The sequence below is a fragment of the Salmonella enterica subsp. enterica serovar Typhimurium str. LT2 genome (genome assembly GCF_000006945.2).
Taxonomy (GTDB): Bacteria; Pseudomonadota; Gammaproteobacteria; order Enterobacterales; family Enterobacteriaceae; genus Salmonella; species Salmonella enterica.
The window spans coordinates 4,666,807-4,689,461 of record NC_003197.2 but is presented as its reverse complement, the minus strand read 5'-3'; the positions used below and the strand labels follow the sequence as shown (position 1 = coordinate 4,689,461).

Here is a 22,655-nt window from a genome sequence, read left to right as displayed (position 1 = left end):
TGATTAGCCGACACGCGACCGGACGATAGCGAGTAACTGACGCACATCGTCCGCACGGGTGTTGCCGCTCACCTTATCAATAATCGAACTATAAATGTGAGGAATGATTTTGCTTACACCTGCATCAAGGGCGATGTGCAGAATCTCGGCGAAGTTTTCCAGATCGATACCGCCCGTCGGTTCCAGCCAGAAATCATGGCGGGCGCAGGCCTCAGCTACCGCTTTATACTCGTCGCGACAGGTGAGTCCTCCCATCGGAAAGTATTTAACAGAGCTGCCGCCCATGTCTTTGAGTAGCGCAATCGCCGTTTCTATGGGTACGATGCCGTCCGGCGCGCGGCTGCTTAGCGGGCCGGTGGAAATTTTCACCAGCCCCGGCGTGCCGGTCGGCGAGACAAGACCGTTCACCACCGTCTCATTTTGCCCCAGCAGCGCCCGGCTGGTTCCTACGCCGGTAAACACCTGGTTGACATGCTGCGGCTGTACCTGACGCGAGATTTCGCTCACCATCGCCGACTGGTTAGGATCGCCTGCCCCCAGTCCGACGGAGAGCGCATTATCGATAAGCGCCGCATATTCACGCATATCCGCGACTGCGCTTGCCACATCCGGATAGTTTTTGGAGAGCACGCCAACCAGCACATGACCTTCCGCCGCCGCGTAGATTTCCCGGGCGTTATCTTTCGAACCGGCCAGTACGTTCAGGCAAACGCGATCGCGGTAAAAGTTAGGGGTCAGTTTCATGCTTGTTTCTCCTGATTAATCACCTCGCCAATACGACGCGCCACAATCGCTAACTGCGCGCGATCGACACTGCGGACATCCGCTTCAATAATCCCTTCGTTGGCTTTGTATCCGCGAAAGTAAATCGCGTATTCCCCTTGCTTCAGCGCGTCGACCAGTTCGCCTGTGGCGATGCCGGTAACGGCTTCATCAAACTTAATTTCCGTGCGCGCGATATCGCGTCCGGCGCTGTCCCACACTACGCGGGCGCTGACGCCGTTAAACGTGTTCAACGTGTCGATAAAGGGCGCCATTTTTTCTACCATCTCCGCGCCGCTCTCTTTTTGCGCCCGCAGGTACAATTCAATGGCGCAGGTCAGGCCAACAATTCCTTCTTTGCCGACCTTCATCGCCCGGCCAATGCCCGCTGACTGACGTTTTACCCACTCAACATACTGCGTTTTGCCAATCACCAGCCCGCTGGTCGGCCCTTCAATCGCTTTCGCGCCGCTATAGATAACGAGATCTGCGCCCACGCGGTAGTAGCACTGCAAATCTTCCTCCGCCGCCGCGTCCACAATCAGCGGGAGATTATGCGTGCGCGCCACCACCGCAGCCTGCTCCACGCTGAGCATACTTTTCTGTACGCAGTGGTGAGATTTGATATAGAGAATAGCCGCCGTGCGCGGCGTAATGGCCGCCGCCAACTGCGCGGCGGAACATTCGTTGGCGTAACCGGCTTCCACCAGTTTGCCGCCGCCCAGCGCCACCATCGTTCCCACCGGCGCGCCAAAGTTGACGTTGTGGCCCTTTGGCAGGACGATTTCGTTATTTTCAATCGGTGTAACGTGCAGATTTTCCAGCAGCCAGTCGCTGTCCTGAACCAGTACCGCGGCAACCGACTGGGCAAGGCCCGCACTGGCGCAGGAGACTACCGTCGCCCCTTCCACCTCCAGCAATTTCGCAATGTACTCACCGGTTTTATTCACCAGATCTTTCATCTCGAAATACTGATTCATTCCGGCCATCGCCGCGTCTATCACTTCCGGGCGCGGCGTAGAGACGCCGAGCGCCGTCATACGTCCGGAGGCGTTAATCACCTGTTTTAATTGATACTTCTCAAAAATCGAAGGCATGTTCCGCGCTCCCTTGTTCGGTCATATAGCCCTTGCCTGCGCGTATCGCGGCAAGCGGCGTCAGCAATTCTTCAGCCTGTAAGCTGTCGTTTTCCGCGTCTACCAACACGGTGGGCTGGCGTTTAAGCGTAAAGAGGGTCAGGTCGGCATCCAGACCAGGCTGAAGACGACCTTTGGTTTTCAGATTCAGGCTATCGGCGGCATTGGCCGTCACGCACGCAATGACCTGCGGCAGCGACATGCCGATGGCGAGGAATTTCGACATCACATTAGCCAGCGAATGTACCGGGCCGTTGATGCGGTTACGGCAGTAGATATCGGAACTGATGGTATGCGGTAAAATCCCCAGGCTAATAGCGCGTTTAGCCACCGCAAAGCTCAGGCTGGCGGTACCATGCCCGACATCCAGACGCACGCCGCGCGCCAGCGCTCGTGTCACCGAGGCGCGCAGCTCGCCGTCAGGCCGAAGAATACGGTTCGGCTTACCGTTGTAACAGTGGGTAATGATATCGCCCGCCGTCAGACGCTCCGCGATTTCGTCCAGATCCGGCGGGTTATTGCCAATATGTACCATCAGCGGCAGGTTGCCGTTTTCTTGCTGCATGGCTTTAGCGCGTTCCAGCGGCGTGATGCCGTTAACGCCTACCACGCTGCTGCTCATCCGCGCCTTGAGGCCGACGATAAAATCCGGATGGCGTTTTACCGCCTGCCGAACCGCATCAGCGTCAATATTGGCCATGTTAGCCAGCTCGTTTTGGGCAATAAGTCCGACGCGTGAAACATTCAGCAGCGCATAAACGTCGGTGGTCGCGTCACGGGTCAGGGTGTAAAAATCGTCAATATCATCTGCGCCAGTGCTGCCTGCATCCACCACTGTGGTAACGCCAGTGGCAATACCCACGCTGTCCGGTTCGTCGTGGTAAATCGGCGATGTCGGGTAGCAGTGAACGTGAGAATCAATCCAACCCGCGCTGACAAAACACTCACCGCGCAGGTCAATGGTTTTCAACGCCGGACCATCAACGTCACCCAACGCCGCGATTTTGCCATCTTGCAGGGCAATATTAGTCAACGTGTCATCGACCAGACGCGCATGGCGCAGGAGTAAATCAAACATCGTTCTCTCCTTTGCCGGATGGCGGCGCAACCGCCTTATCCGGCCTACAAATCAACAGTTAGCTAATCGCAACCGGGAAGATGGAACCGAGGATCATCGCGCCTAAAATCGCGCCGCCAGTAATCGGCTTCTGCCAGATATAAAACAGCAGCGCGCCCACCAGAGAGCCCAGACCAATAGGAATCGATGCCGTCATGGCGCTGAGGATAATCAACGGCCCCAGAAAACGGCCTGAAGTGTTACCGGCCCCCATCATGACGTCCGCCCCGTACGTGGAGTCGCTCTGATTAATGGTGAACTTACGCGCCAGAATAATGATGTAGCCAATCGCCAGACCAATCACCAGACCGGTTATCAGCGAAGCGATAAAGTTCGCCACCGGGAAGACAAAGCCAGCCCCCAGCAGTAACGCCGGAACCCCTAAGCCCACGCCGGTCTGAATTGCCCCGCCGATATCCAGAATTCCGACCAGCGAACCTTCGATAATGCGGGCAAATAAAAAGCTGGCGCCGAAAGCGGCGACCGCGCCGTAGACGCCGGTATCCATCCCCGCTTTCAACATCGCCACAAAAGCGACTTCGTTAAATGCGCCGATGCCGTACAGATAGTACATATGCGTCCCGGCGAAAACGCCGGAGGAGAGCAGGCCAACAAAGATCGGGAACGACCAGTCGGCATACCAAAAACCTTTATTCTCTTCCATTGTGGCCTCCGTTATTTGCCGCTGAGCGAGTTGTGGATCAGTTCAAGCCAGTTCGGTACCGTCATGTTGAAAGACTCGATCATTTTCATGTCGAAGCCGCGGAAGAAGCCGCTCAACACAAACAGCAAAACGATGGCGACCATCATCACTTTGGTAACATGGTTCCAGCCGCTCTCTTCTACGCCTTTACCGATCAAAATACCCAGTACCAGCCCCGGTACGGCGTTCCCCATGATGAGCTGCGCCGCGCCGCCGAAAACGGTGGCCCAGAAGCCCGATTTTTTACCGGCGTCGATCGCTGCTAACCAGAAGATCACAGGCATGACGATGTTGACCAGCAGGTTTGCCGCCGGTACCAGCACCTTAACCGCCGTCACCTGTAGCGCTTCTGGCACGGATGAGGCGGTCAGGTTAAGGAACGTCACGACTATCATGCCGATGACGGCGCAGGCGATCGCCATTTTTTTCGGGTCGTGCAGCGTCTCGCCGACGTTACGGTTTTTGATCATTAGCGCCGCCGCGCCCCAGTTAGGGATGATGCGGTGATCGACATCCTGGGTGAACGATCCGGCCGCCACAGACGAGGCCCAGGCGTTAAAGAAGAAACCCAGCCCAAAGGAGAAGTGAGATGCCGGGTCGCCTTCACAAGAGTTGAGTTCGCCCAACGTACGGAACGCGCCCATCCCCTGCGTGGTTGGCGCGTGAAACATGCGTGCAGCCCCAGCGCCCACCCCTACGCCGACCAGCGCGCCGATAATGAGCGATTTAATTAGTATTATCAGGAACATAACTATGCCTTTTTAATAAAAATCAGCGTTTCGCGACGAAATCCACCCTGTCGAGATTGATGGCGGTCACGTTGACGGTCACATCCAGCTCCACGCTGTAAGTGCGTCGTTCCCGGCGCAAAAAGAAAAACAGAAAGGCCTCTTTACGCACCGACTCATGCGCCTGAACAATCCGCACATCCTGTGGCTCAATACGCAGTAAGATATACGGCGACTCTCTCATCACCGCCGACTGAACATGGTTCAGCGCATCGGCAAAGGCGCGTGCTTTGGCGTCGCCCTTGCCTTTTACTCTCACCGTGGTGGTGAATTGCTCTTTCATCATCAGGCGCCGTATTTCTTTTGCCACGCCTGCACCAGGCGCTCGCCGAGCTCTTCTTTATCCATAAAGCCGAAACCCAACACGTTGCAGCCCTCATTGATAGCGGTGACGCCTTCATCTACTGACCGCATCCCATATTTGGCTTTGTAGCCATGCTTGTTTTGCGCGGTGATAGCGCCCGCGCCGCCGCTGCCGCAAAATGAAATGCCGAAGGTGGCGTTTTCCGCTTTCATCACATCGCCCAGCTTCATGTCTGCCGCGACGCCCGGCACGACGACCGCGCGACCGCCCGCTTTTTCCACGCCTGCCGCCACTTTCTGGCCTTTACCCAGGCGATCGCCAATCACGACGGTAATCTGTTCCATTTTTTGCTCCTTAGAGGTTGTCTTTCGCGACTTCAAAATGTACCGATAATAGCCAGGCTTCTTCGTCAGGAAGGTTGCCAAACGCCGCCACGATTTCGCGGGCGAGCGCCATTGATTCGGCTGAGATTTCATCAAACAAGCTGGCATCGACTTCCGGTAAAGGCTCGCCGGTAATTGACCGGTGCGCCATCGCGCGAACGTGCGAGGTCAGCATTTGCGTCTGTACCGCATTGGGGACAATGTGATGCCGCCCCAGCAGGCCATCCACCTGCGTTAACACCTGTTCAGCCAGTTCGTTAATTCGCTCACCGGCATCGTGTTTTACTGCTCCGTTATCCACGCGTCTCACCCCGTTAATGGCAATGAGATAAAACTAGCGGTAAGGGTTAAAAGTTTGTAGCGAGTTATTTTCCACCTCGAAGTGGAAACGCGAGTGGGATAGGTGATCTGCGCCACAGAAAAGGCGGCATTAATGAATTATCGCCGGGAAAGTGTGAGATCTATCGCGGCATAAAGAGGAAATGGCAAAACAATGACGTTGTCGTATAAAGTGAGAAAGTGTGATGGGTATTACAGTTTGCCGGATGGCGACCTGCGGATAAAGCGAAGCCGCCATCCCACAAAAATTAACGATACTTCTTATGATATGTATTGCGGGTGGTTTTTAGCGCTTCCGCCGCCGCTTTCGCTTCTTTAACGTTACCTTCGTTCGCCAGCTTCAGCGCGCCATCAATTTGGCCGACCAGAATGTCAAAACCGTGACGAAAATCCTTCATTTCCGGGCTATCCGGCGCTTTATCTTCCAGCTTTGGCGGCGTAGCTTTTTGAGCATCCAGCGCGGCCGCGCGCATTTTGGTTAATGCCGCTTTCAGTTCAGGGGCACTATCCGTTTTCTCAACAACTTTCAGGTTATCATTGAGAATATCCATATTATCTTCAAGATCGGCAGCAAAAACAGCCGAACCGAATACCAGCGATGACACAGCAAGAATAGCTAACAGGCTTTTACGCATTGCTCACTTCCTTTTTTATTATTAACGATAAGTGTAATACCCTGAATAATTCGGGTTGCAGGCAGCCAACGCGCCTGCAGCCTGAAGTATGACGGGTATTATTGTCCGGCGATTTTCATCTCCGGTAACAATACCGAACCACACTGTATATTACTACGCGTTTCAATATCATCACCTACGGTGACAATATTACGCCACATCTCTTTTAAATTACCGGCAATGGTAATTTCACTTACCGGGTACTGGATTTCACCATTTTCAACCCAGAATCCCGCAGCGCCGCGGGAGTAGTCGCCGGTAATACCGCTGACGCCCTGGCCCATCAGTTCCGTCACCACCAGGCCGGTGCCCATCTCTTTTAGCAACTGCTCAAAGTTCAGCCCCTGCCCGGCGATACGCCAGTTATGAATGCCGCCGGCATGACCGGTACTTTTCAGCCCCAGTTTGCGGGCGGAATAGTTGGTCAGCAACCATTGCGTCAGTACGCCATCCTTCACAATGTCCCGGCGCTCCGTACGCACGCCTTCGCTGTCGAACGGTGAAGACGCCAGCCCTTTTAGCAGATGCGGGTGTTCTTCGATGGTTAACCATTCAGGCAGAATTTGTTTGCCCAGCGAGTCGAGCAGAAAAGTGGATTTACGGTATACCGCGCCGCCGGCAATCGCCCCGACCAGATGACCAAATAGCCCTGTCGCCACTTCATTGGCGAAAATGACCGGCGCTTTCATAGTGGAGAGCTTGCGCGGCGACAGGCGGGATAAGGTACGGCGCGCGCACTCGGCCCCGACCCATTCCGGCGCTTGCAGATCCGCCATTGCCCGGCCGATGGTGTAAGCGTAATCACGCTCCATATCGCCGTTCTCTTCGGCGATGACGCAGCTTGAGAGCGAATGGCGCGTGGAGCAATATCCCTGCAACATACCGTGGCTGTTGCCGAACACTTTAATGCCGTAATGGCTGTTAAAACTACCGCCTTCGGTATTGGTGATGCGTTTATCCGCCTTTAGAGAAGCCTGTTCCGCACGAGCGGCCAGTTCAATGGCTTCGTCTGGCGTAACCTCTGCCGGGTGGAACAAGTCCAGATCCGGCGCGTCAAACGCCAGCAGTTCTTTGTCCGCCACGCCTGCGCACGGGTCCGGCGACGTGTAACGCGCGATATCCAGCGCGGCCTGCACGGTACGGGCAATCGCCTGCGGGCTTAAATCTGTCGAAGAGGCGCTGCCTTTGCGGTTCTGGTGATACACCGTAATACCCAGCGCGCCGTCGCTATTAAATTCGACATTCTCTACTTCACCATAACGGGTGCTGACGCTAATGCCGGTGGTCTTGCTGACGGCGACTTCCGCCCCATCCGATTTGCCTGAGGCTAACTCCAGCGCTGTCGAAACTGCTTCTTCCAGAATCTTACGCTGCGCTTCAACTTGTGAGATTACTTTCATTGCAAATGCCATAATGTAGAGAGAGTTTCTCTGAAGTCTAACAGAGAACCGTTTTTCAGTGCGCATCTTAACTGGTAACATTAGCCTCTTTTTTTAAGGAGCCTGACATGACAAAGCAGCCCGAAGACTGGCTCGACGACGTTCCCGGTGATGACATCGAAGACGAAGACGATGAAATTATCTGGGTCAGTAAAAGTGAAATTAAACGCGATGCCGAGGAATTAAAACGCCTGGGCGCGGAACTGGTGGATCTGGGGAAAAACGCGCTGGATAAGATCCCGCTGGACGCCGATCTGCGCGACGCCATTGAACTGGCCCAGCGTATCAAAATGGAAGGACGCCGCCGCCAGTTGCAGCTTATCGGAAAAATGCTGCGCCAACGCGACGTTGAACCTATTCGCCAGGCGCTGGACAAGCTGAAGAACCGCCATAATCAGCAGGTGGTGCTGTTTCACAAACTTGAGCATCTGCGCGATCGTCTGATCGTCGAAGGCGATGACGCGGTAGCCGAAGTACTGACCCTGTGGCCGCACGCCGATCGTCAACAGCTTCGTTCATTGATCCGCAATGCGAAGAAAGAGAAAGAAGGCAACAAACCGCCGAAATCAGCGCGTCAGATCTTCCAGTATCTGCGCGAGCTGGCGGAAAACGAAGGGTAATTGCCGCAAATGACCGCGCCAGCCTGTGGCGCGGTACAGGCAAATCCACCCGTTTTTAACGTCCGAGTAGCTCCCGCTCGATCCGCTCGCGCGTTTCCACCGCCTGAACACTCATTTTCTCAGGATAACCAAACAGCGACGTGGTGATAATTGCCTCACCGCCCACCTTAAACGTGCGGTTTGCAAAATCCATTTCACGCAGTGCCTGGAATAGCGCGTCAAAATCGACCTCACCTTCTCCCAGCCCGATGTGCTGATGAATCGTCGCATTCACGCCAGGCGGGTTCATGATATAGCGGCAGGGAAGCGTGTGGTTGTGCGTATCGGCCAGCAGAACATGCGAAAGATCGGCCCCGGCATAGTTCAGCATCCTTGCGACGTCGCCCTGCCCTTTATCGTAAAAGAAGCCATGCGGTGCGCTGTACAGATAGGTCACGTTATCACTACGCAAAGACTGCACCATGTCGACCGTCTCATCGTTCAGTTCGCAGAAATCCCAGGGGTGAGACTGAATTTCGATTCGAATTCCCTCTCGTTCCACGATCGGCAGCAATTCCTCCATGGAGCGATACCACATCTCTTCACAAATCTCCGGCTCATCCGGCGTCCCGGAAAGCTCGGTATTAATCACCTGTACGCCCATATCAACGGCAATCTCAATCATCCGCTTCCAGTTGGTTACCGCGGCGCGCCGACGCTCTTCATCGGGGCCGGACCAACGATAAACCACAATAAATGACGAGATTTCCACACCGTAGTTCTGCAAGGCGCGTTTATATTCCTGCATGGTATCGCGACCAGCTTTAGGGTGTTTATAAAACGGATTAATACGCGGGTGCGGCGACTGCTCAATATATTTATACCCCCACTCGGAAACCTGCCGTACCATTTGGGTAATGGGTAAATGTTTAATAACATCGACATCAAAAGCAATTTTCATTGTAAATACCACGCTGCGGAAACTGAAAACGGTCACCTGGAAATTAGCTGTATCATTGCAGCAGCAATGACACGCTGCGATTAATTTGTTCCTCTATTTCCGCCTCACTCCAGGAAGCCAACTGGGAAGAAAAAGGTTCAAAAGCGTAAATACCGCGATATCCCATATTTTCCAGACGCTGCACCTGCTGGTAATTCTGCATTACATCCTTTTCACTCAGCATAATACGCTGCTCATCAGCCAATGCTTCCGTTGGTCGGGTGTCTTCCACACCGGACAAATGCACCAGCCCGATAGCAGAAATATCAATGCGCGACGCAAACTCCTTTTCGGCCTCTTCGTACAGATGATGATGGAAGGTATCCAGCAAAACCTTAAAGGGGGAACCTGCTTCCCGGATCAGTTGCTGAGCCCAGACGGCAGAACGCAGCGAACTTACGCGGAATCCCAAAGGTTCAACCAGCCCCTGAATATCATACCGGGCAAAGAGATCGCTCAGTCGTTTTATTGCCTCAACCGTAACCTCCGGCGGCACAATCGTTCCATCATTCAGCGGACAAAGAACTAATGCCCGCGCGCCGACTCCCTGTGCGTCTCGTAATAATCCTTCCGTTTTTTTTACTACCTCCTCGGTCAGTTGGTTAAAGGGATAGACCGCATTAATTGTGACAATTTCAAGTCCATACTTTTCTGCCAGGTTACGCACCTGATTATAATTCAAGTCATCAGTAACGCTGCCGCTTGGCATATCATTACGCAATTCCACTTTATTAAACTCAAGACGTTTAACCAGTCGAAAGAATGCTTCTATACTTAGACCCGGTGCAATTTTCCGGTTAATACAAAACCGTGTTTTTTCGATATTCATTATTTTCTCCCTGAACGTATATGAGTGGGTAAATAACCGTAATCCGTTAGTACAATTTAACGTAGGGTGAAAAAACCGGCTTTATCAATCTTGATAAAAACCGGTTTAATTTAGTGATGAACATCACAGGCTATAAGGGATTTTTGAAGAATATTTGAAGCTATTTCTCGCCAGGCACTTTAAGAAACTGCACCAGGATGCCGCTGAATAAATAGAGCCCCGCCATAGTATACATCACCACGCCGGTGCCGAACCCTGCCAGAACGGAGACCAGCGCTGGCCCAACGAAATTCCCCAGGCCGGAGCCAAAGTTCACGGCCGAGTTCGCCGCCCCCTTCTTATCCGGCGCCATCATCGGCACCAGCGGCGTCATTGGCACAAAGCCAGCCAGCCCGGCTCCCCACAAACACATCGCCAGCATAAAGGCGACATAGTTATGCCCCCATATCATCGGCACCCAGTAAACAATCAGCGTAGCGACACCGGTCAGGATGCTGCCAAAAATCTGGATGGTTCGGCGAAAACCAATTTTATCGCCCATCCAGCCAAAGATAATGTTGAAGACCTGGTTAGAGATAAAGGTAATCCCCCAAATACTCGCCCATTCCTCAAGCGTAAAGTGCTTATCCAGCAGAAACAGAGGTAATACGACAACAAAACCATAGGTGCCAAGACCGTTAATAGTTTTGACAATCACCGCCAGACCGATCCGTGGCCGTTCATACATAATGGAGATACCCGCAGATAACTCTTTGAAGACCGGCGTCGTTCGCGGTTTCAGAATGAATTCATTGCGTTCCAGCACCAGCATGAAGAGAACCCCCAGCAGCGCAACGCCCATCCCGGCCCACATCACGTTGATATGCCCCAACTCAGGAATTAACGACGCCGCCACCACCGGCCCAATGATGGTAAAACCAAGGTTATAGACCACCCAAAATAGCGAGGTGCCGATCCCTTGCTGGTGATTATCCAACTGGATGGTCAGGCGTACCAGGAAGGAGTAACAGACCAGCGGATACCCCACGCCACGCAGCATATAGGTAACAAGAATTGCGCCAAAATCATGGCTGGGTAGCGCAAAGTTCAGAAACGCGACGGAAGCCAGAAGATAGACGATAAAACCGGTAACCATCACCTTTTTAGGACCAAAAACGTCCACACAGACGCCGGATAGCCAGGAGGTAATCGCGACCACAATCCCATACCCGGCAAAAATCTGCCCGATATGCGCCTGATCAAACCCCTGCGTATTTAACCAGGCAGATAACCAGCTGTTCTCAATACAGCCGCCCAACATAAATAAAAATGTTCCCAGGTAGCTCCAGATAAACTTACCTGGTTTTATATAAAATGTCTGGGGCAGCGTTGCCTGCATTTCTTTCATTTTATTATCCTCGGTATAGAAAAGCTCTCACACTTTTCAGTGCGAGAGTTTCTTCATTATTAATAGATGCAGTTAAAGATAAATATCGCTTGTTATTTTCACCGGCAGCCCGCTTTTTAATGATTGCTGCGCGGCAATAGCGATACGCTGGGCCAATAATGCGTCTTCGCCGGTACAGACAACCGGCGTATGATGCAGGACTGAATCAATAAAGTGTAATATTTCCGTTCGGTAAGCTTCGCGATAACGGACCGTGAAATCAGGAAGGGGATTTTTCATTATGCAGTGCTGGCTGTTGAAAACTTTCACCGTCGACTCACTAACGTTATCCGCATACGCCATCCCTTCTGAGCCAAAAACCTCCACCCGTTGGTCATAGCCATATACCGCCCGACGGCTGTTATCAATGAGCGCGTAGCCGCCGTTTCTGAAAGTCAGCATCACCGCAAGCGTATCAACATCATCAATATTTTTCAGGCTGGGATCAATCAGCGTATTGCCCTTAACATAGACTTCGCTGACTTCATCCTGCATCATAAAACGAGCCATATCAAAGTCATGCATGGTGAAGTCAAAAATCAGACCGCCAATACGTTTGATCAGATCATGGGGTAGCAGGTCCGGATCGCGGGAGGTGATTTTTATCATCTGGGGCCGACCAATCTTGCCGCTGCGCACCAGCTCAAAGACCTCGTGAAACTGAGGATCAAAACGGCGATTAAAGGCAACCTGCAGCGTCACCCCCTTCTCTTTCACTTTTCTCAGCACCGCCATTGAGGCCTGCTCATCCTCATTCATGCTGAGCGGTTTTTCACAAAAAATGTGCTTCCCCGCCTGCGCTGCCGCCGTGACGATCTCTTCGTGCATATCCGTTGAGGTGAAAATAAAAACTGCCTCTATATCATCACGCTGTAAAAGTTCCTGATAATTTTTATACCCTGAAGTTATATTTACCGAATAAAGCCAATCGCTCATCTCCTCAATAAAATAATCGGCGGCGCAGATAATATCTAATTGAGGCAGTAAATACATATTCTCAACATGCATTTTACCTACCCGACCGAGGCCAATAACACCACATCGAAGCTTTTTCATTCGTACCTCTTAATCTCATGAATAGTAAATTTAAAACCGCAAAAGAAAAGCATCCGTAGTTCTGCGAAAAACGGATCGTTTTATTTTGCCGTTCTGAAAAGCAAACAATGCGTTGACGCTGTATCGTTCAGGTTGCAGAACAATAACCACACTTCTGCAACCTGAACGACGGCAAATTAATCAGTACTGCCGGGCCTGTCCGATATGTTCTTCAAGCATACGCGCTACCGCCTGGATACGTTCGCTACGGGATACCTGCGCCCCACCAACGCGCCACCAGCTCAGGTACTTATGCACCATCGTTTTGGGAAGCACTTTTATGTCTATCAGCGTGCTCACGGTCTGTTTACGAGCATCTTCCAACGCTTCATGCAGTTGTTCAATGGTGGTGACGCGATAGCTTTTACAACCATATCCTTCAGCGATGCGAGCGAAATCGACCGGGATAAACCCGCCTTCCTGACGACCGCTCTCCTGCTGATGGAAACGAAACTCGGTGAAGTAACTGTCCATACCGTGTTCCATTTGCAGATTATTGATACAGCCGTTGGTCATGTTATCGAGCAAAATGACGGTAATCTTTTTCCCCATCTGGACGGAAGTGACCAACTCAGAGTGCAGCATCATGAACGAACCGTCGCCCACGAAGCTGTACACCTCGCGCTCCGGCTGCGCCAGTTTGGCCCCCAATGCGGCATTGACTTCGTAGCCCATACAGGAGTAGCCGTACTCGACGTGGTAATCATTCTCGCCGCGGCTTTGCCAGACACGCTGGAGGTCGCCCGGCAGGCTGCCCGCCGCCGCCACCACCAGCGCGTTTTCCGGCAACATCCGGTTAAGCACACCCAACACGCGCGTCTGGGTCAGCCACGACCGCGTAATCTCATTAAACTCTTCAAACACCTTTTGAGTATCCATATGATCCTCAATTTCAGGTTTGAAGCCCTCTCCGCTATATTCCACAGCATAGACGCGCTCAACTTCCGCCATATATTGCGAGCGGACGCGGTGAATAGTCTCACCCCATTGCGAAGCATAATGCTCCTGGGCCAGCCGTTCGCTAAGCTGCGTCAGGGCGACGCGAGCGTCACCCTGCATCTGTACGCCATCCAGCTTGAAGACATCAAAGCGGCTAACGTTGATATTTAAGTAGCGCACGTCGGGATTCTGGAAGATCCACTTTGAGGAGGTGGTGAAATCGGTATAGCGCGTCCCTACACCGATAATCAGATCGGCCTCCTGCGCCAGCAGATTCGCCGCCAGTGAACCGGTTTCGCCAATCCCGCCGACGTTCAGCGGGTGTGCAGAACTGAGCGCTCCCTTGCCAGCCTGGGTTTCAGCAATCGGCAGATGACAGCGTTCGGCAAATCTCAGCAGCGCCTCTTCAGCCTGCGAGTACTTCACGCCCCCGCCGCAAACGATCAGCGGCCGCTGGTGGCGGCGAATCAGCGCAACCGCCTCGTTCAGCATCGGCTCCGTCGGCGCGTGACGCTCAAGACGATAGACCCGGCGAGCGAAAAAATAATCCGGATAATCCCAGGCTTCACCCTGCACATCCTGTGGCAGGCAAAGCGTCACGGCCCCCGTATCCGCCGGATCGGTTAACACCCGCATCGCGCTGATACAGGCGCTCATTAGCTGTTCCGGACGCGTAATGCGATCCCAGTAGCGGCTAACTGCACGGAAAGCGTCATTGGTGCTCAGCGTCAAATCGTGTTCTTGTTCAACCTGTTGCAAAACCGGGTCGGGTTGACGCGATGCGTACACATCGCCCGGCAGCAAAAGCAGTGGAATACGGTTAGCCGTCGCGGTCGCCGCTGCGGTGATCATATTGGCGGCCCCTGGCCCCACTGAGGAGGTGCAGGCATAAATCTGATGGCGACGCATCTGGCGGGCAAATCCCGTCGCGATATGCGCCATTCCCTGTTCGTTACGCCCTTGATGAACGCTAAGTTGGCCACAGTCCTCTTCCAGCGCTTGCCCCAATCCGACGACGTTCCCGTGGCCAAAAATGGCGAAAATCCCTTTTACAAATTTGATTTCGCTGCCGTCTACGTCGATGTACTGATTATCAAGAAAGCGCACCAAAGCCTGCGCCATGGTCAACCTGATTGTTTTCATGTACCCCACCTGCTTTTATCAACCGTTCGGCTGTCGTTGCCTGCTTATGCATCGCTTCAGCCCCAAAAACACAGAGACTTATCATAGGATCAAAATTTCCGTTCTCACAATTATATGGAATTTATATTTCATTTATGGGAAGGAGATCAAAAAACGGTTAAAAAATTTCGACATTCAGGCGTATTTTTCATGAAAATGAAATTTATCTTCCATGCGATTTTAAAATAAATAACACATTTATAATCAATCAATTAAAACAAAAAACACAACAAAAAACGATCATGCCCGTTGCCCGGAAATGCCATTTCTGTGATCTTGTTCAAACAATAAATGAAAACATTATTTCCATTTTTATTGAAAATGAAATCACCAAACCTTAGTATGAGCAAAAATAACACCGTCTTCTGTTAGGGGATATGTCAATGAATAAAGCAGTCAGTAGTGAGCAAAAGCCGCTGGACGTTATCTGTCTGGGACGAGTCGCCGTTGATTTGTATGGTCAACAAATCGGGTCACGGCTGGAGGATATGACGACTTTCGCTAAATATTTAGGGGGATCGTCAGGCAATGTTGCCTACGGCACGGCCATTCAGGGATTACGTTCCGCTATGCTGGCCCGCGTCGGCGATGAGCATATGGGACGTTTCGTTCGTGAAGAATTAAACCGCGTTGGTGTGGATACGCAGTGCCTGCTGTCGGATCGCGATCGTCTGACCGCGCTGGTGATCCTCGGCATTAAAGATCAGGACACCTTTCCTCTGATCTTCTACCGCGATAACTGCGCGGACATGGCGCTAACACCTGAGGATATCCGCGAAGATTACATCGCTTCTTCACGCGCATTAGCCGTCACCGGTACCCATCTTTCTCACCCCAATACGCGCGCCGCCGTTCTTAAAGCGCTGGAGTATGCGCAAAAACACGGGCTGCGGCGGGCACTGGATATCGACTACCGCCCCGTACTGTGGGGCCTGACGTCGCTAGGAGACGGTGAAACGCGTTTCATCGCCTCATCACAGGTTACCGAACAGCTCCAGCAGGTATTGCGCCATTTCGATCTGATCGTTGGGACCGAAGAAGAATTCCATATCGCCGGCGGCAGTACCGACACGCTGACCGCCCTGCGGCGCGTCCGTCAGTTGACCCAGGCCGTACTGGTGTGCAAACGCGGCGCGCTGGGCTGCTCAGTCTTTGAAGGCAACATCGCCGATGACTGGTCGCAGGTGAAGATACATAGCGGCGTTCGCGTAGACGTTCTGAACGTTCTGGGCGCGGGCGATGCCTTTATGTCAGGACTGCTGCGGGGATACCTGAACGATGAAAGCTGGGAGCAAGCCTGCCGTTATGCAAACGCCTGCGGCGCGTTAGTGGTATCGCGCCACGGTTGTGCCCCCGCCATGCCAACCAAAAAAGAGCTGGACGACTACCTCGCGCGTGAACAATCCATCACCCGGCCAGACAAAGACCCGCGGCTGAATCACCTTCATCGGGTCACAACCCGTAAACAGCACTGGCCGGAGCTGTGCGTATTCGCCTTTGACCATCGCAAGCAACTGGTGGATATCGCAAATGAAGTCGGCGCCAGTGAATCCGCGATCCCCCCCCTGAAGATGCTACTGCTAGAAGGGGCACGTCAGGCGGCGCTTGAGGCCGGTTTACAGAATAATAGCGGCATCCTTGCCGATACCACCTTTGGTCAGCAGGCGCTTAACGACGTGACCGGCCAGGGATGGTGGATTGGCCGACCGGTTGAGATGCCCGGTTCGTATCCGCTGAAGCTGGAACATGGCGATATTGGCTCTCAGCTTGTCAGCTGGCCGCAAGAGCACGTCGTGAAATGTCTGGTCTTCTATCATCCACTCGATGCAGAGTCGGTACGTCTTGAACAAGAGGCGCTCATTGACGAGGTTTACCGCGCCTGCTGCCAGTCTGGTCACGATCTGCTGCTGGAAGTCATCTTGCCGCGCGATGCGGCAGACCAAAATGAGCAATACTATCCTCAGATTGTGGAACGTTTTTATCAACTGGGGATCCTGCCGGACTGGTGGAAACTGCCGCCGTTAAGCCCAGATCGTTGGCGAGAAATCAGCCAGCATATTGAGCATTATGACCCTGAATGTCGCGGTATATTGATACTTGGCCTGGACGCACCGGAAAGCGAGTTGAAGTCAGGATTCGCCGCAGCAGCGGATATGCCCTGGGTGAAAGGTTTCGCCGTCGGCCGGACCATCTTTGGCGAACCGTCACGCCAGTGGTTAGGCGGCCAGCTTAACGATGAACAGCTCATCGCAACGGTGAAACAAAAATACCGCATGCTTATCGACTACTGGCGCGAATACCGCCCGGCACGTTAATGCCTGCCTCATCACGCCCCGTGTCTGCATCGGACAAGGGGCGTGTTCAAGGACGATTCCATGCCAGCTCTCACACAACATTCCACATCGATCACGCTGTTTCGCATCAGCGCCGCGATGTTTCTCAACTATCTGACTATTGGCATCCCGTTAGTCATGCTGCCGCTGTACGTTCAGCAGCAGTTGCATCTGAGCGATCTGTTGATCGGTATCGCGGTAGGCAGCCAGTTTATCGCCACCTTGCTTACCCGGGGCGCCGCGGGTCGAAAAGCCGACACGTCAGGCGGACGTCGGACGGTTATCACCGGTCAGTTCTACTGCGCCGCATCAGGTCTGCTGATGCTGGTCAGTCTAATCGCTCACCCGGTTCCGCTGCTCGCATGGGCCATACTGATTGTTGGTCGTGTGCTGCTGGGCATCGGTGAAAGTTTCATTTTGACCGGTAATTTAACCTGGGGGATGTGGCTGGCGGGCTCGACCCACGCGGGTCAGGTTATTTCCTGGAACGGCATGGCGACCTACGGTGCGCTGGCTATCGGCGCGCCGCTGGGGCTGTCGCTTTACGCCAGGGCCGGCCTGGCGCTTCCGGCGCTCCTCGTCGTGCTGTTGCCGATCATCGCCAGCGGAGTCATCTATGGCATTCCGGGGAATATCCCAACAGCCCGTCCCCGCGTGCCAGTGCTACGGGTAGTCGGCCTGGTGTGGCGGCCCGGAACAGGGCTTGTGCTCCAGGGCATTGGTTTTGCCACCCTAAGCGCGTTTACCGCCCTCTGGTTCAACGAGCGTCACTGGGATAACACCGGTTTTGCGATGACGCTGTTTGGCATTGCGTTTATCGCTGTCCGCTTTTTCTGCGCCAAATTTCCCGACCGTTACGGCGGCGCCACGGTCGCAACCTTTTCACTACTGGTAGAGGGGACCGGACTGGCGGTAATGTGGGCCGCTCCGTCAGCAGGCGCTGCGCTGATTGGCGCGGCGATTACCGGCTGCGGCTGTTCGCTGATGTTCCCATCGCTGGGCGTAGAGGTTGTGCGCAGAGTGCCACCGGAGATTCGTGGTACGGCCCTCGGCGTCTGGTCAGCGTTTCAGGATCTGGCCTACGGATTTACCGGACCAATAGCGGGCCTGCTGACGCCGTTTATCGGCTATCAGCAGGTCTTTCTTCTGGCCGCGGCCTGCGCGCTGCTGGGCGCGGCGGTTGTCCATCTCTTGCTGCGGCAACATTAAGCTGTTAAGAAGGGGCGAGTCTTTTCCGCCCCTATCGCAAAGACTTCGCTGGCCGCCATCTGCCAGTAGCCAGGGTTAAACAGTTCCAGCGAACAGATCCCCTCATAGCCCTTCTGCACTAGCTCATGCGTGATCTCATGCAGTGGGATCACGCCGTTGCCAGGAAACAGACGATGGCAATGCTCCAGCGTTGCCAGCGGCAGATTATCGGCGTCATCAATATGGTAAACGAAGATCTTTTCCACAGGGATCTGGCGAAGCGTGGTCAGATCCCGCCATTGATCGTGCAGGTAAAGATTAAAGGCATCGACGACCAGCCCGACATTACTGCGATCGACCGCATCTACGATCTCCATCGCCATGGCAAGACTGCGCACACAGCATCCTGCGGAACCGATCGGCTCAAAGGCCAGCCGCATCCGGCTTTCTTCCGCCACTGCCGCCATCTCGCGCAGACGCTTCACTGAATCTTTCACCGTTTCCCCTGGCGGAAAATTTCCCCCCTGACGAATGGTGGGCACCACAACCAGACAATCACCCCCCACCACTGAGCCAGCATGGCAGGCGAAAGCCAACTGCCGCAGTTTCTCCGCCCAGCTTTCGCTATCACAAAACGTAATGTCTTCCAGCGAATTGTAGCCCCAGGGCTTAAGGTGGCCGACGGCGAAAATGTCTGCCAGCTCGCTTAACGTATGTTTCTGCAACCACTCCTGCAACATATCCAGACGGATTTCGATGTAGTCATAGCCAAAACGTTCCGCCAACACAACATCCTGTGCCAGCGTGGAGTTTCGCATACAGGTCGCTTCATTAAATCCCAGCTTCATCATTCAGATCGACTCCTGCCGCCATAGCAACGTACTGGCGCCTGACGGCGGCAGCGTTAACGCGATCTCTTTATCGCCATCCAGCACCCGGCAACGCCTTTCCTGGACATCGCGGTTATACACCACCAGCACACGCTCGCCGTCGGGATTCACAAATCCCACCTCTTCCAGAAGATTATCGTAACTTGAAGAAAGCATGACCCTCGCCCCCGGACGCACATAGCGGCAGAAGTGGCCAATACCATACCAGGAGTGGTTACGCCGCAGCACGTCGTTTTGCGCATCGTATTGAATGGGCGCTTCACACAGATTACCCTGATGATTCGGCCCGCCCTCACTGTTCAGCAGCAGATTCCAGTCGATAAACCCGCTACAACCCGATTTGAAATTACCAATCATGTCATGGAGATAGGTATGCCAGTGGCGAATCTGGCTACCGGCATCGCTCTCCATTGGCACACAGCCTTCGGAAAACAGGAGTTTTTTATCCGGCAGGCACTGGGCCAGATACTGTATTTGCGAAAAATGGTCGCCGGTATACCAGTGGAATGCCAGCCCGTTAATTCCCTTATAATTAGCTTCGTCAGCAAAGGCGAGTTCAGCCCAGTCCACCAGGCCATCTTTATCGTGATCCCAGATATAGATCTCCATCTCATCCATACCCTGCCGGGCGAGGCGCGGACGCAGATACTGCACGGCAAAGGCTGTCTCCTCTTCCACGCTATACAGACAGGAGTCCCAGGTTTTTACCGCCACCGGCTCATTCTGCACGGAGAGCGCCTGCACATTAATGCCGTGGCGGCGGTATTCCAGCAGGTAGTTGATAATGATATCGGCCCAGTCGGCGTAGCATTCGCGCCGCAGCTTGCCGCCACCGTTCATATCGTTATTAGTTTTCATAAACGCCGGCGGACTCCACGGCGAAGCCATCAGCTTCATGTGTGGATTTAACCGCAACGCCCCGGAAATCAGCGGTATTAAATGCGCTTCATCGCGGGAAAAGGAGAGCCGTCCCTGCTGCAGGTCAGCGCTGGAATCGACATACGCGTAATTGCCCAGGGAAAAATCACAGCTCTGAATTGGCATCCGCGCCAGAGTGTAATTATGTTCCTGAGCAGAAAAATAAAGGGAAAGAAATTGCGCCTTCGTCTTTTCGCTCATGCTGTTGAATACCACGCCCGCACCTTCGGTAAAGCTGCCGCCGAATCCGTCAATCTGCTGTAACGCGTGGCGCGGTAAGACGCTGATTAATTCACTGCAATCACGCTGACGATGCGAAAAAGAGACCGCACGCTCAACAAGGAATTGCTGACGATACGGATCGGAAGAGATGAGTCTGCCTTTCATAGGGAAGTTCCGGATAAAAGAAGATAATAAATTGTGATATGCCGGATAGGACGCTTAAGCATCGCTATCCGGCAGGAGTTTTAATACGCGGAAGGTTTATTTGTAGAAATCAGGTTTTGAGGGTAATTCAACAATCTCGGTATTCCCTGTTTCCTGAGACTTCACGCAGGCATCAGCGGTAACCGCAGCCAGATAACCATCCCATGACGTTGGGCCTGCCGGCGGCAATCCTGCGTTCAGACGATCGAAGAAATCCTGGAACTCAATGTCGTAGGCATCAATAAAGCGCTGTTTCCAGTCAACCAGGATGTCGGTGCTATACTTCGCCGCTTTCCGTACCGCGGCGCTGGCGACGGTTGGCAGCTCCGCCATTCCTTTCTCGCCGGTAACATCGCAGTGAATGTCGTAGCCATACTGGCAGTTCACAAATACTTCAACCACAATATTGATGCCGGAGGTGGTTTCCATTACAACCAGCTGCGGATCACGCAGAGTGGTCACCAGGCTGGACTGGCGCGGGAAGTAAACCTTAACGGTTTTATAATCTTCGTTAAGCAGCCAGTGCATAACGTCAATTTCATGAATCAATGTTTCATAGATAGCCTGTGGCGTTTTGTATTCTGGCACCGTGCTGGCATTGTAATGACGTCCATGAACCATTAATGGCTGACCGATTTCGCCGCTGTCGATAATATTTTTCAGCTGAACGTAACCTTTGTCGTAGCGGCGCATAAAACCAATCTGCACCATGCGCTTACCATTTTTCTGCTCTGCTTCAATCACACGCTGACAATCCGCAGCCGTCACCGCTAGCGGTTTTTCACAGAAAACATATTTGTTAGCATTTAGCGCGGCAACGGCTACATCGGCGTGCGCCTCATTTGATGCGGTAATGATGACCACTTCAACGTCTTTATCATTAATCAGATCGTGATAGTCATTATAATCTTTGGCTTCGATCGCATACTTATCCAGCGCCGCCTGCGCCCTACCCGCGACGATATCACATACGGCAACAACCTCTACACCCGACACGGTGTTGGCCAGACGTCTTAAGTGATCGGAGCCGATCATGCCGATACCTACAATACCTGCTTTTAAAGTCATTTTCTGTTTCCTTTTCAATTAAAGATAATTTTTCAGTAACTCATCAATATGCTTTTTACCTTTTTGCGCATATTCCAATGGGTTATATTTCTTAGGATCCTGCTCGGCCTCAACAACAATCCAGCCAGAATATTGATGCCCGACCAGATAAGCTAATACGGATTTAAAATCAATATTTCCATCGCCGGGGACGGTAAACACACCATCAAGGAAAGAATTGAGGAATGATTTCTTCGCGAGGCGACATGCTTTGAGTTTTTCATTACGCACATCTTTAAAATGAACGTGTTTAATACGATCAAAATGTTTACTCAGTAGCGGCATGACATCGCCGTCAGAAACATATATATGCCCGGTATCAAACAGCAGATGTACAAATTGCGGATCGGTATTCTCCATGAGTCGATCCACTTCTGGCAGAGTCTGCACACCGGTGCCCATATGATGATGGAAAGCGAGCTTCAGCCCGTGCGCATTGGCAATCTTCCCAAGCGCATTAAGTCCTTCGCATAAAAGCTGCCATTCGCTGTCGCTGAAGTTAGGCTTCTCTGTATAAACGCACTTATCGATAATGCCTTGAATACTATAAGTTTGTTCAGAAACAACGGCGACATATGCATGTATTGCCTGCAAATAAGCACAATGCTGTTCAAAAGCATTCATCGCAGATGCAATACCATCGCGAATAATAAAGGAAGAAAACCACTGGCCTGGTATTTCCAGTCCGCGAAGCATTAACTCTTTATTTAACTCAGCAGGATCCTGCGGATAACAACCGCCAACTTCCGTCCCGGAAAAACCGGTGAGCGCGGCATCACTAAGTATTTGTTTATATGTATTTTCTTTACCAATCTCAGGAATATCATCATTGCGCCAACCGATAGGCGCAATCCCCAACTTAATGCTCTTTTTTACATTGTACATATTGCTGGCTCCCACTTAATGAAACGCTTTTACTGCATACCGCGATGCAAATTAACCTTTGATGGACAACATATTACTTTTTGTAGCCTGAAAAACTTTATCTATCCTGGTTGAAGAAGTGGGATAAATGCGTCAGGTATCACAAAAAAATCATCACTCTTTAATGATATTGCCAGACTTTTCGCGCTATAGA

The 22,655-nt window shown here is 52.7% G+C and carries 24 protein-coding genes and 20 other annotated features; of the genes, 4 read left to right on the top strand and 20 right to left on the bottom strand.

Going from position 1 to position 22,655, the window contains the following annotated elements; genetic code table 11:
• Nucleotides 1-3 precede the first annotated feature (3 nt).
• From STM4447 to pmbA, 10 genes are all read right to left on the bottom strand, one after another.
• Nucleotides 4-744: a putative periplasmic protein gene (locus tag STM4447; RefSeq protein NP_463308.2), complete on the bottom strand. Its 741-nt coding sequence runs from the start codon at nucleotides 742-744 to the stop codon at nucleotides 4-6.
• The gene (locus STM4446) for a putative selenocysteine synthase (protein ID NP_463307.1) occupies nucleotides 741-1,865 on the bottom strand. Within the gene, nucleotides 741-1,859 belong to an annotated coding region; the region does not span the whole gene. Before STM4446 ends, STM4447 begins: the two co-directional genes overlap by 4 nt.
• Nucleotides 747-752, bottom strand: a ribosome-binding site (putative RBS for STM4447; RegulonDB:STMS1H004324). (Overlaps the previous gene by 6 nt.)
• The gene (locus STM4445) for a putative dihydroorotase (protein NP_463306.1) occupies nucleotides 1,843-2,983 on the bottom strand. Within the gene, nucleotides 1,843-2,976 belong to an annotated coding region; the region does not span the whole gene. The genes STM4446 and STM4445 overlap by 23 nt, the downstream gene beginning before the upstream one ends.
• Nucleotides 1,860-1,865: a ribosome-binding site (putative RBS for STM4446; RegulonDB:STMS1H004323), on the bottom strand. It overlaps the preceding gene by 6 nt.
• Nucleotides 2,978-2,983, bottom strand: a ribosome-binding site (putative RBS for STM4445; RegulonDB:STMS1H004322). It lies within the gene STM4445.
• 51 nt (nucleotides 2,984-3,034) lie before the next feature.
• Nucleotides 3,035-3,685, bottom strand: a protein-coding gene (locus tag STM4444) for a putative inner membrane protein (RefSeq protein NP_463305.1). Within the gene, nucleotides 3,035-3,679 belong to an annotated coding region; the region does not span the whole gene.
• Nucleotides 3,680-3,685: a ribosome-binding site (putative RBS for STM4444; RegulonDB:STMS1H004321), on the bottom strand. It overlaps the preceding gene by 6 nt.
• A gap of 5 nt (nucleotides 3,686-3,690) precedes the next feature.
• The gene (locus STM4443) for a putative inner membrane protein (protein ID NP_463304.1) occupies nucleotides 3,691-4,472 on the bottom strand. Within the gene, nucleotides 3,691-4,467 belong to an annotated coding region; the region does not span the whole gene.
• Nucleotides 4,467-4,472, bottom strand: a ribosome-binding site (putative RBS for STM4443; RegulonDB:STMS1H004320). It overlaps the preceding gene by 6 nt.
• Nucleotides 4,473-4,489: 17 nt before the next feature.
• Nucleotides 4,490-4,796 (bottom strand): putative cytoplasmic protein gene (locus STM4442; RefSeq protein NP_463303.1). Within the gene, nucleotides 4,490-4,792 belong to an annotated coding region; the region does not span the whole gene.
• Nucleotides 4,791-4,796, bottom strand: a ribosome-binding site (putative RBS for STM4442; RegulonDB:STMS1H004319). (Overlaps the previous gene by 6 nt.)
• The gene (locus STM4441) for a putative cytoplasmic protein (protein NP_463302.1) occupies nucleotides 4,792-5,161 on the bottom strand. Within the gene, nucleotides 4,792-5,154 belong to an annotated coding region; the region does not span the whole gene. The genes STM4442 and STM4441 overlap by 5 nt, the downstream gene beginning before the upstream one ends.
• Nucleotides 5,156-5,161 (bottom strand) — a ribosome-binding site (putative RBS for STM4441; RegulonDB:STMS1H004318). It overlaps the preceding gene by 6 nt.
• Before the next feature lie 3 nt (nucleotides 5,162-5,164).
• Complete coding sequence (locus STM4440; RefSeq protein NP_463301.1) at nucleotides 5,165-5,503, bottom strand: putative cytoplasmic protein; 339 nt, start codon at nucleotides 5,501-5,503, stop codon at nucleotides 5,165-5,167.
• Nucleotides 5,504-5,780: 277 nt separating this feature from the next.
• Nucleotides 5,781-6,180, bottom strand: a protein-coding gene (gene cybC, locus STM4439) for a cytochrome b(562) (protein NP_463300.1). Within the gene, nucleotides 5,781-6,167 belong to an annotated coding region; the region does not span the whole gene.
• Nucleotides 6,175-6,180: a ribosome-binding site (putative RBS for cybC; RegulonDB:STMS1H004317), on the bottom strand. Its footprint overlaps the gene before it by 6 nt.
• Nucleotides 6,181-6,265: 85 nt before the next feature.
• Nucleotides 6,266-7,637, bottom strand: a protein-coding gene (pmbA, locus tag STM4438) for a putative peptide maturation protein (RefSeq protein ID NP_463299.1). Within the gene, nucleotides 6,266-7,618 belong to an annotated coding region; the region does not span the whole gene.
• Nucleotides 7,632-7,637 (bottom strand) — a ribosome-binding site (putative RBS for pmbA; RegulonDB:STMS1H004316). (Overlaps the previous gene by 6 nt.)
• A 64-nt stretch (nucleotides 7,638-7,701) precedes the next feature.
• Nucleotides 7,702-7,707: a ribosome-binding site (putative RBS for yjgA; RegulonDB:STMS1H004315), on the top strand.
• Here pmbA and yjgA point away from each other — a divergent pair.
• Nucleotides 7,702-8,265, top strand: a protein-coding gene (gene yjgA, locus STM4437; protein ID NP_463298.1) for a putative cytoplasmic protein. Within the gene, nucleotides 7,714-8,265 belong to an annotated coding region; the region does not span the whole gene. It overlaps the preceding feature by 6 nt.
• 55 nt (nucleotides 8,266-8,320) lie before the next feature.
• Here the strand turns inward: yjgA and STM4436 are convergent.
• Nucleotides 8,321-9,210 (bottom strand): putative endonuclease gene (locus STM4436; RefSeq protein NP_463297.1). Within the gene, nucleotides 8,321-9,205 belong to an annotated coding region; the region does not span the whole gene.
• Nucleotides 9,205-9,210, bottom strand: a ribosome-binding site (putative RBS for STM4436; RegulonDB:STMS1H004314). (Overlaps the previous gene by 6 nt.)
• 47 nt (nucleotides 9,211-9,257) lie before the next feature.
• Nucleotides 9,258-10,079 (bottom strand): putative cytoplasmic protein gene (locus STM4435; protein NP_463296.1). Within the gene, nucleotides 9,258-10,073 belong to an annotated coding region; the region does not span the whole gene.
• Nucleotides 10,074-10,079 (bottom strand) — a ribosome-binding site (putative RBS for STM4435; RegulonDB:STMS1H004313). (Overlaps the previous gene by 6 nt.)
• Before the next feature lie 154 nt (nucleotides 10,080-10,233).
• The gene (locus STM4434) for a putative permease (RefSeq protein ID NP_463295.1) occupies nucleotides 10,234-11,467 on the bottom strand. Within the gene, nucleotides 10,234-11,460 belong to an annotated coding region; the region does not span the whole gene.
• Nucleotides 11,462-11,467: a ribosome-binding site (putative RBS for STM4434; RegulonDB:STMS1H004312), on the bottom strand. (Overlaps the previous gene by 6 nt.)
• Nucleotides 11,468-11,532: 65 nt before the next feature.
• Nucleotides 11,533-12,561, bottom strand: a protein-coding gene (locus STM4433) for a putative thiamine pyrophosphate-requiring enzyme (RefSeq protein NP_463294.1). Within the gene, nucleotides 11,533-12,555 belong to an annotated coding region; the region does not span the whole gene.
• Nucleotides 12,556-12,561, bottom strand: a ribosome-binding site (putative RBS for STM4433; RegulonDB:STMS1H004311). Its footprint overlaps the gene before it by 6 nt.
• Before the next feature lie 174 nt (nucleotides 12,562-12,735).
• Nucleotides 12,736-13,545 carry a putative thiamine pyrophosphate-requiring enzyme gene (locus STM4432; RefSeq protein ID NP_453703.1) on the bottom strand — a complete coding sequence of 270 codons (810 nt, stop codon included), beginning with the start codon at nucleotides 13,543-13,545 and terminating at the stop codon, nucleotides 12,736-12,738.
• Nucleotides 12,736-14,676 (bottom strand): putative thiamine pyrophosphate-requiring enzyme, encoded by a 1,941-nt coding sequence (locus STM4431; RefSeq protein ID NP_453702.1) that lies wholly within the window; start codon nucleotides 14,674-14,676, stop codon nucleotides 12,736-12,738. The genes STM4432 and STM4431 overlap by 810 nt, the downstream gene beginning before the upstream one ends.
• A gap of 1 nt (nucleotide 14,677) precedes the next feature.
• Nucleotides 14,678-14,683, bottom strand: a ribosome-binding site (putative RBS for STM4431; RegulonDB:STMS1H004310).
• 404 nt (nucleotides 14,684-15,087) lie between these two features.
• Nucleotides 15,088-15,093: a ribosome-binding site (putative RBS for STM4430; RegulonDB:STMS1H004309), on the top strand.
• On the opposite strand from STM4431, the gene STM4430 reads away from it, so the two are divergent.
• Nucleotides 15,093-17,030, top strand: coding sequence for a putative sugar kinase (locus STM4430; protein ID NP_453701.1), 1,938 nt, complete (start codon nucleotides 15,093-15,095; stop codon nucleotides 17,028-17,030). (Overlaps the previous feature by 1 nt.)
• On the top strand, nucleotides 16,230-17,030 hold the full coding sequence (locus STM4429) for a putative cytoplasmic protein (protein ID NP_453700.1): 801 nt from the start codon (nucleotides 16,230-16,232) through the stop codon (nucleotides 17,028-17,030). Before STM4430 ends, STM4429 begins: the two co-directional genes overlap by 801 nt.
• A gap of 54 nt (nucleotides 17,031-17,084) precedes the next feature.
• Nucleotides 17,085-17,090: a ribosome-binding site (putative RBS for STM4428; RegulonDB:STMS1H004308), on the top strand.
• The gene (locus STM4428; protein ID NP_463289.1) for a putative permease occupies nucleotides 17,085-18,257 on the top strand. Within the gene, nucleotides 17,091-18,257 belong to an annotated coding region; the region does not span the whole gene. Its footprint overlaps the feature before it by 6 nt.
• On the opposite strand, the gene STM4427 is transcribed toward STM4428, so the two are convergent.
• The 4 genes from STM4427 to STM4424 all read right to left on the bottom strand — a co-directional run bounded on the left by STM4427 (nucleotide 18,254) and on the right by STM4424 (nucleotide 22,477).
• Nucleotides 18,254-19,095, bottom strand: a protein-coding gene (locus tag STM4427; protein NP_463288.1) for a putative endonuclease. Within the gene, nucleotides 18,254-19,087 belong to an annotated coding region; the region does not span the whole gene. The genes STM4428 and STM4427 overlap by 4 nt on opposite strands.
• The gene (srfJ, locus tag STM4426) for an activated by transcription factor SsrB (protein NP_463287.1) occupies nucleotides 19,088-20,437 on the bottom strand. Within the gene, nucleotides 19,088-20,431 belong to an annotated coding region; the region does not span the whole gene. The genes STM4427 and srfJ overlap by 8 nt, the downstream gene beginning before the upstream one ends.
• Nucleotides 19,090-19,095, bottom strand: a ribosome-binding site (putative RBS for STM4427; RegulonDB:STMS1H004307). It overlaps the preceding gene by 6 nt.
• Nucleotides 20,432-20,437, bottom strand: a ribosome-binding site (putative RBS for srfJ; RegulonDB:STMS1H004306). (Lies within the gene srfJ.)
• Nucleotides 20,438-20,527: 90 nt before the next feature.
• Nucleotides 20,528-21,545, bottom strand: a protein-coding gene (locus STM4425) for a putative dehydrogenase (protein NP_463286.1). Within the gene, nucleotides 20,528-21,538 belong to an annotated coding region; the region does not span the whole gene.
• Nucleotides 21,540-21,545, bottom strand: a ribosome-binding site (putative RBS for STM4425; RegulonDB:STMS1H004305). (Overlaps the previous gene by 6 nt.)
• Nucleotides 21,546-21,556: 11 nt before the next feature.
• Complete coding sequence (locus STM4424; protein NP_463285.3) at nucleotides 21,557-22,477, bottom strand: putative endonuclease; 921 nt, start codon at nucleotides 22,475-22,477, stop codon at nucleotides 21,557-21,559.
• Nucleotides 22,478-22,655 lie beyond the last annotated feature (178 nt).

Excerpts from the sequence above, each read along its gene's own strand:
- STM4425 (NP_463286.1), bottom strand. The coding sequence starts at position 21,538 with ATGACTTTAAAAGCAGGTATTGTAGGTATCGGCATGATCGGCTCCGAT.
- STM4446 (NP_463307.1), bottom strand. The coding sequence starts at position 1,859 with ATGCCTTCGATTTTTGAGAAGTATCAATTAAAACAGGTGATTAACGCC.
- STM4436 (NP_463297.1), bottom strand. The coding sequence starts at position 9,205 with ATGAAAATTGCTTTTGATGTCGATGTTATTAAACATTTACCCATTACC.
- STM4445 (NP_463306.1), bottom strand. The coding sequence starts at position 2,976 with ATGTTTGATTTACTCCTGCGCCATGCGCGTCTGGTCGATGACACGTTG.
- STM4428 (NP_463289.1), top strand. The coding sequence starts at position 17,091 with ATGCCAGCTCTCACACAACATTCCACATCGATCACGCTGTTTCGCATC.
- STM4430 (NP_453701.1), top strand. The coding sequence starts at position 15,093 with ATGTCAATGAATAAAGCAGTCAGTAGTGAGCAAAAGCCGCTGGACGTT.
- STM4435 (NP_463296.1), bottom strand. The coding sequence starts at position 10,073 with ATGAATATCGAAAAAACACGGTTTTGTATTAACCGGAAAATTGCACCG.
- srfJ (NP_463287.1), bottom strand. The coding sequence starts at position 20,431 with ATGAAAGGCAGACTCATCTCTTCCGATCCGTATCGTCAGCAATTCCTT.
- STM4427 (NP_463288.1), bottom strand. The coding sequence starts at position 19,087 with ATGATGAAGCTGGGATTTAATGAAGCGACCTGTATGCGAAACTCCACG.
- STM4434 (NP_463295.1), bottom strand. The coding sequence starts at position 11,460 with ATGAAAGAAATGCAGGCAACGCTGCCCCAGACATTTTATATAAAACCA.
- STM4443 (NP_463304.1), bottom strand. The coding sequence starts at position 4,467 with ATGTTCCTGATAATACTAATTAAATCGCTCATTATCGGCGCGCTGGTC.
- STM4444 (NP_463305.1), bottom strand. The coding sequence starts at position 3,679 with ATGGAAGAGAATAAAGGTTTTTGGTATGCCGACTGGTCGTTCCCGATC.
- STM4447 (NP_463308.2), bottom strand. The coding sequence starts at position 744 with ATGAAACTGACCCCTAACTTTTACCGCGATCGCGTTTGCCTGAACGTA.
- pmbA (NP_463299.1), bottom strand. The coding sequence starts at position 7,618 with ATGGCATTTGCAATGAAAGTAATCTCACAAGTTGAAGCGCAGCGTAAG.
- yjgA (NP_463298.1), top strand. The coding sequence starts at position 7,714 with ATGACAAAGCAGCCCGAAGACTGGCTCGACGACGTTCCCGGTGATGAC.
- STM4433 (NP_463294.1), bottom strand. The coding sequence starts at position 12,555 with ATGAAAAAGCTTCGATGTGGTGTTATTGGCCTCGGTCGGGTAGGTAAA.
- STM4431 (NP_453702.1), bottom strand. The coding sequence starts at position 14,676 with ATGAAAACAATCAGGTTGACCATGGCGCAGGCTTTGGTGCGCTTTCTT.
- STM4441 (NP_463302.1), bottom strand. The coding sequence starts at position 5,154 with ATGGAACAGATTACCGTCGTGATTGGCGATCGCCTGGGTAAAGGCCAG.
- STM4442 (NP_463303.1), bottom strand. The coding sequence starts at position 4,792 with ATGATGAAAGAGCAATTCACCACCACGGTGAGAGTAAAAGGCAAGGGC.
- cybC (NP_463300.1), bottom strand. The coding sequence starts at position 6,167 with ATGCGTAAAAGCCTGTTAGCTATTCTTGCTGTGTCATCGCTGGTATTC.
- STM4432 (NP_453703.1), bottom strand. The coding sequence starts at position 13,545 with ATGGCGGAAGTTGAGCGCGTCTATGCTGTGGAATATAGCGGAGAGGGC.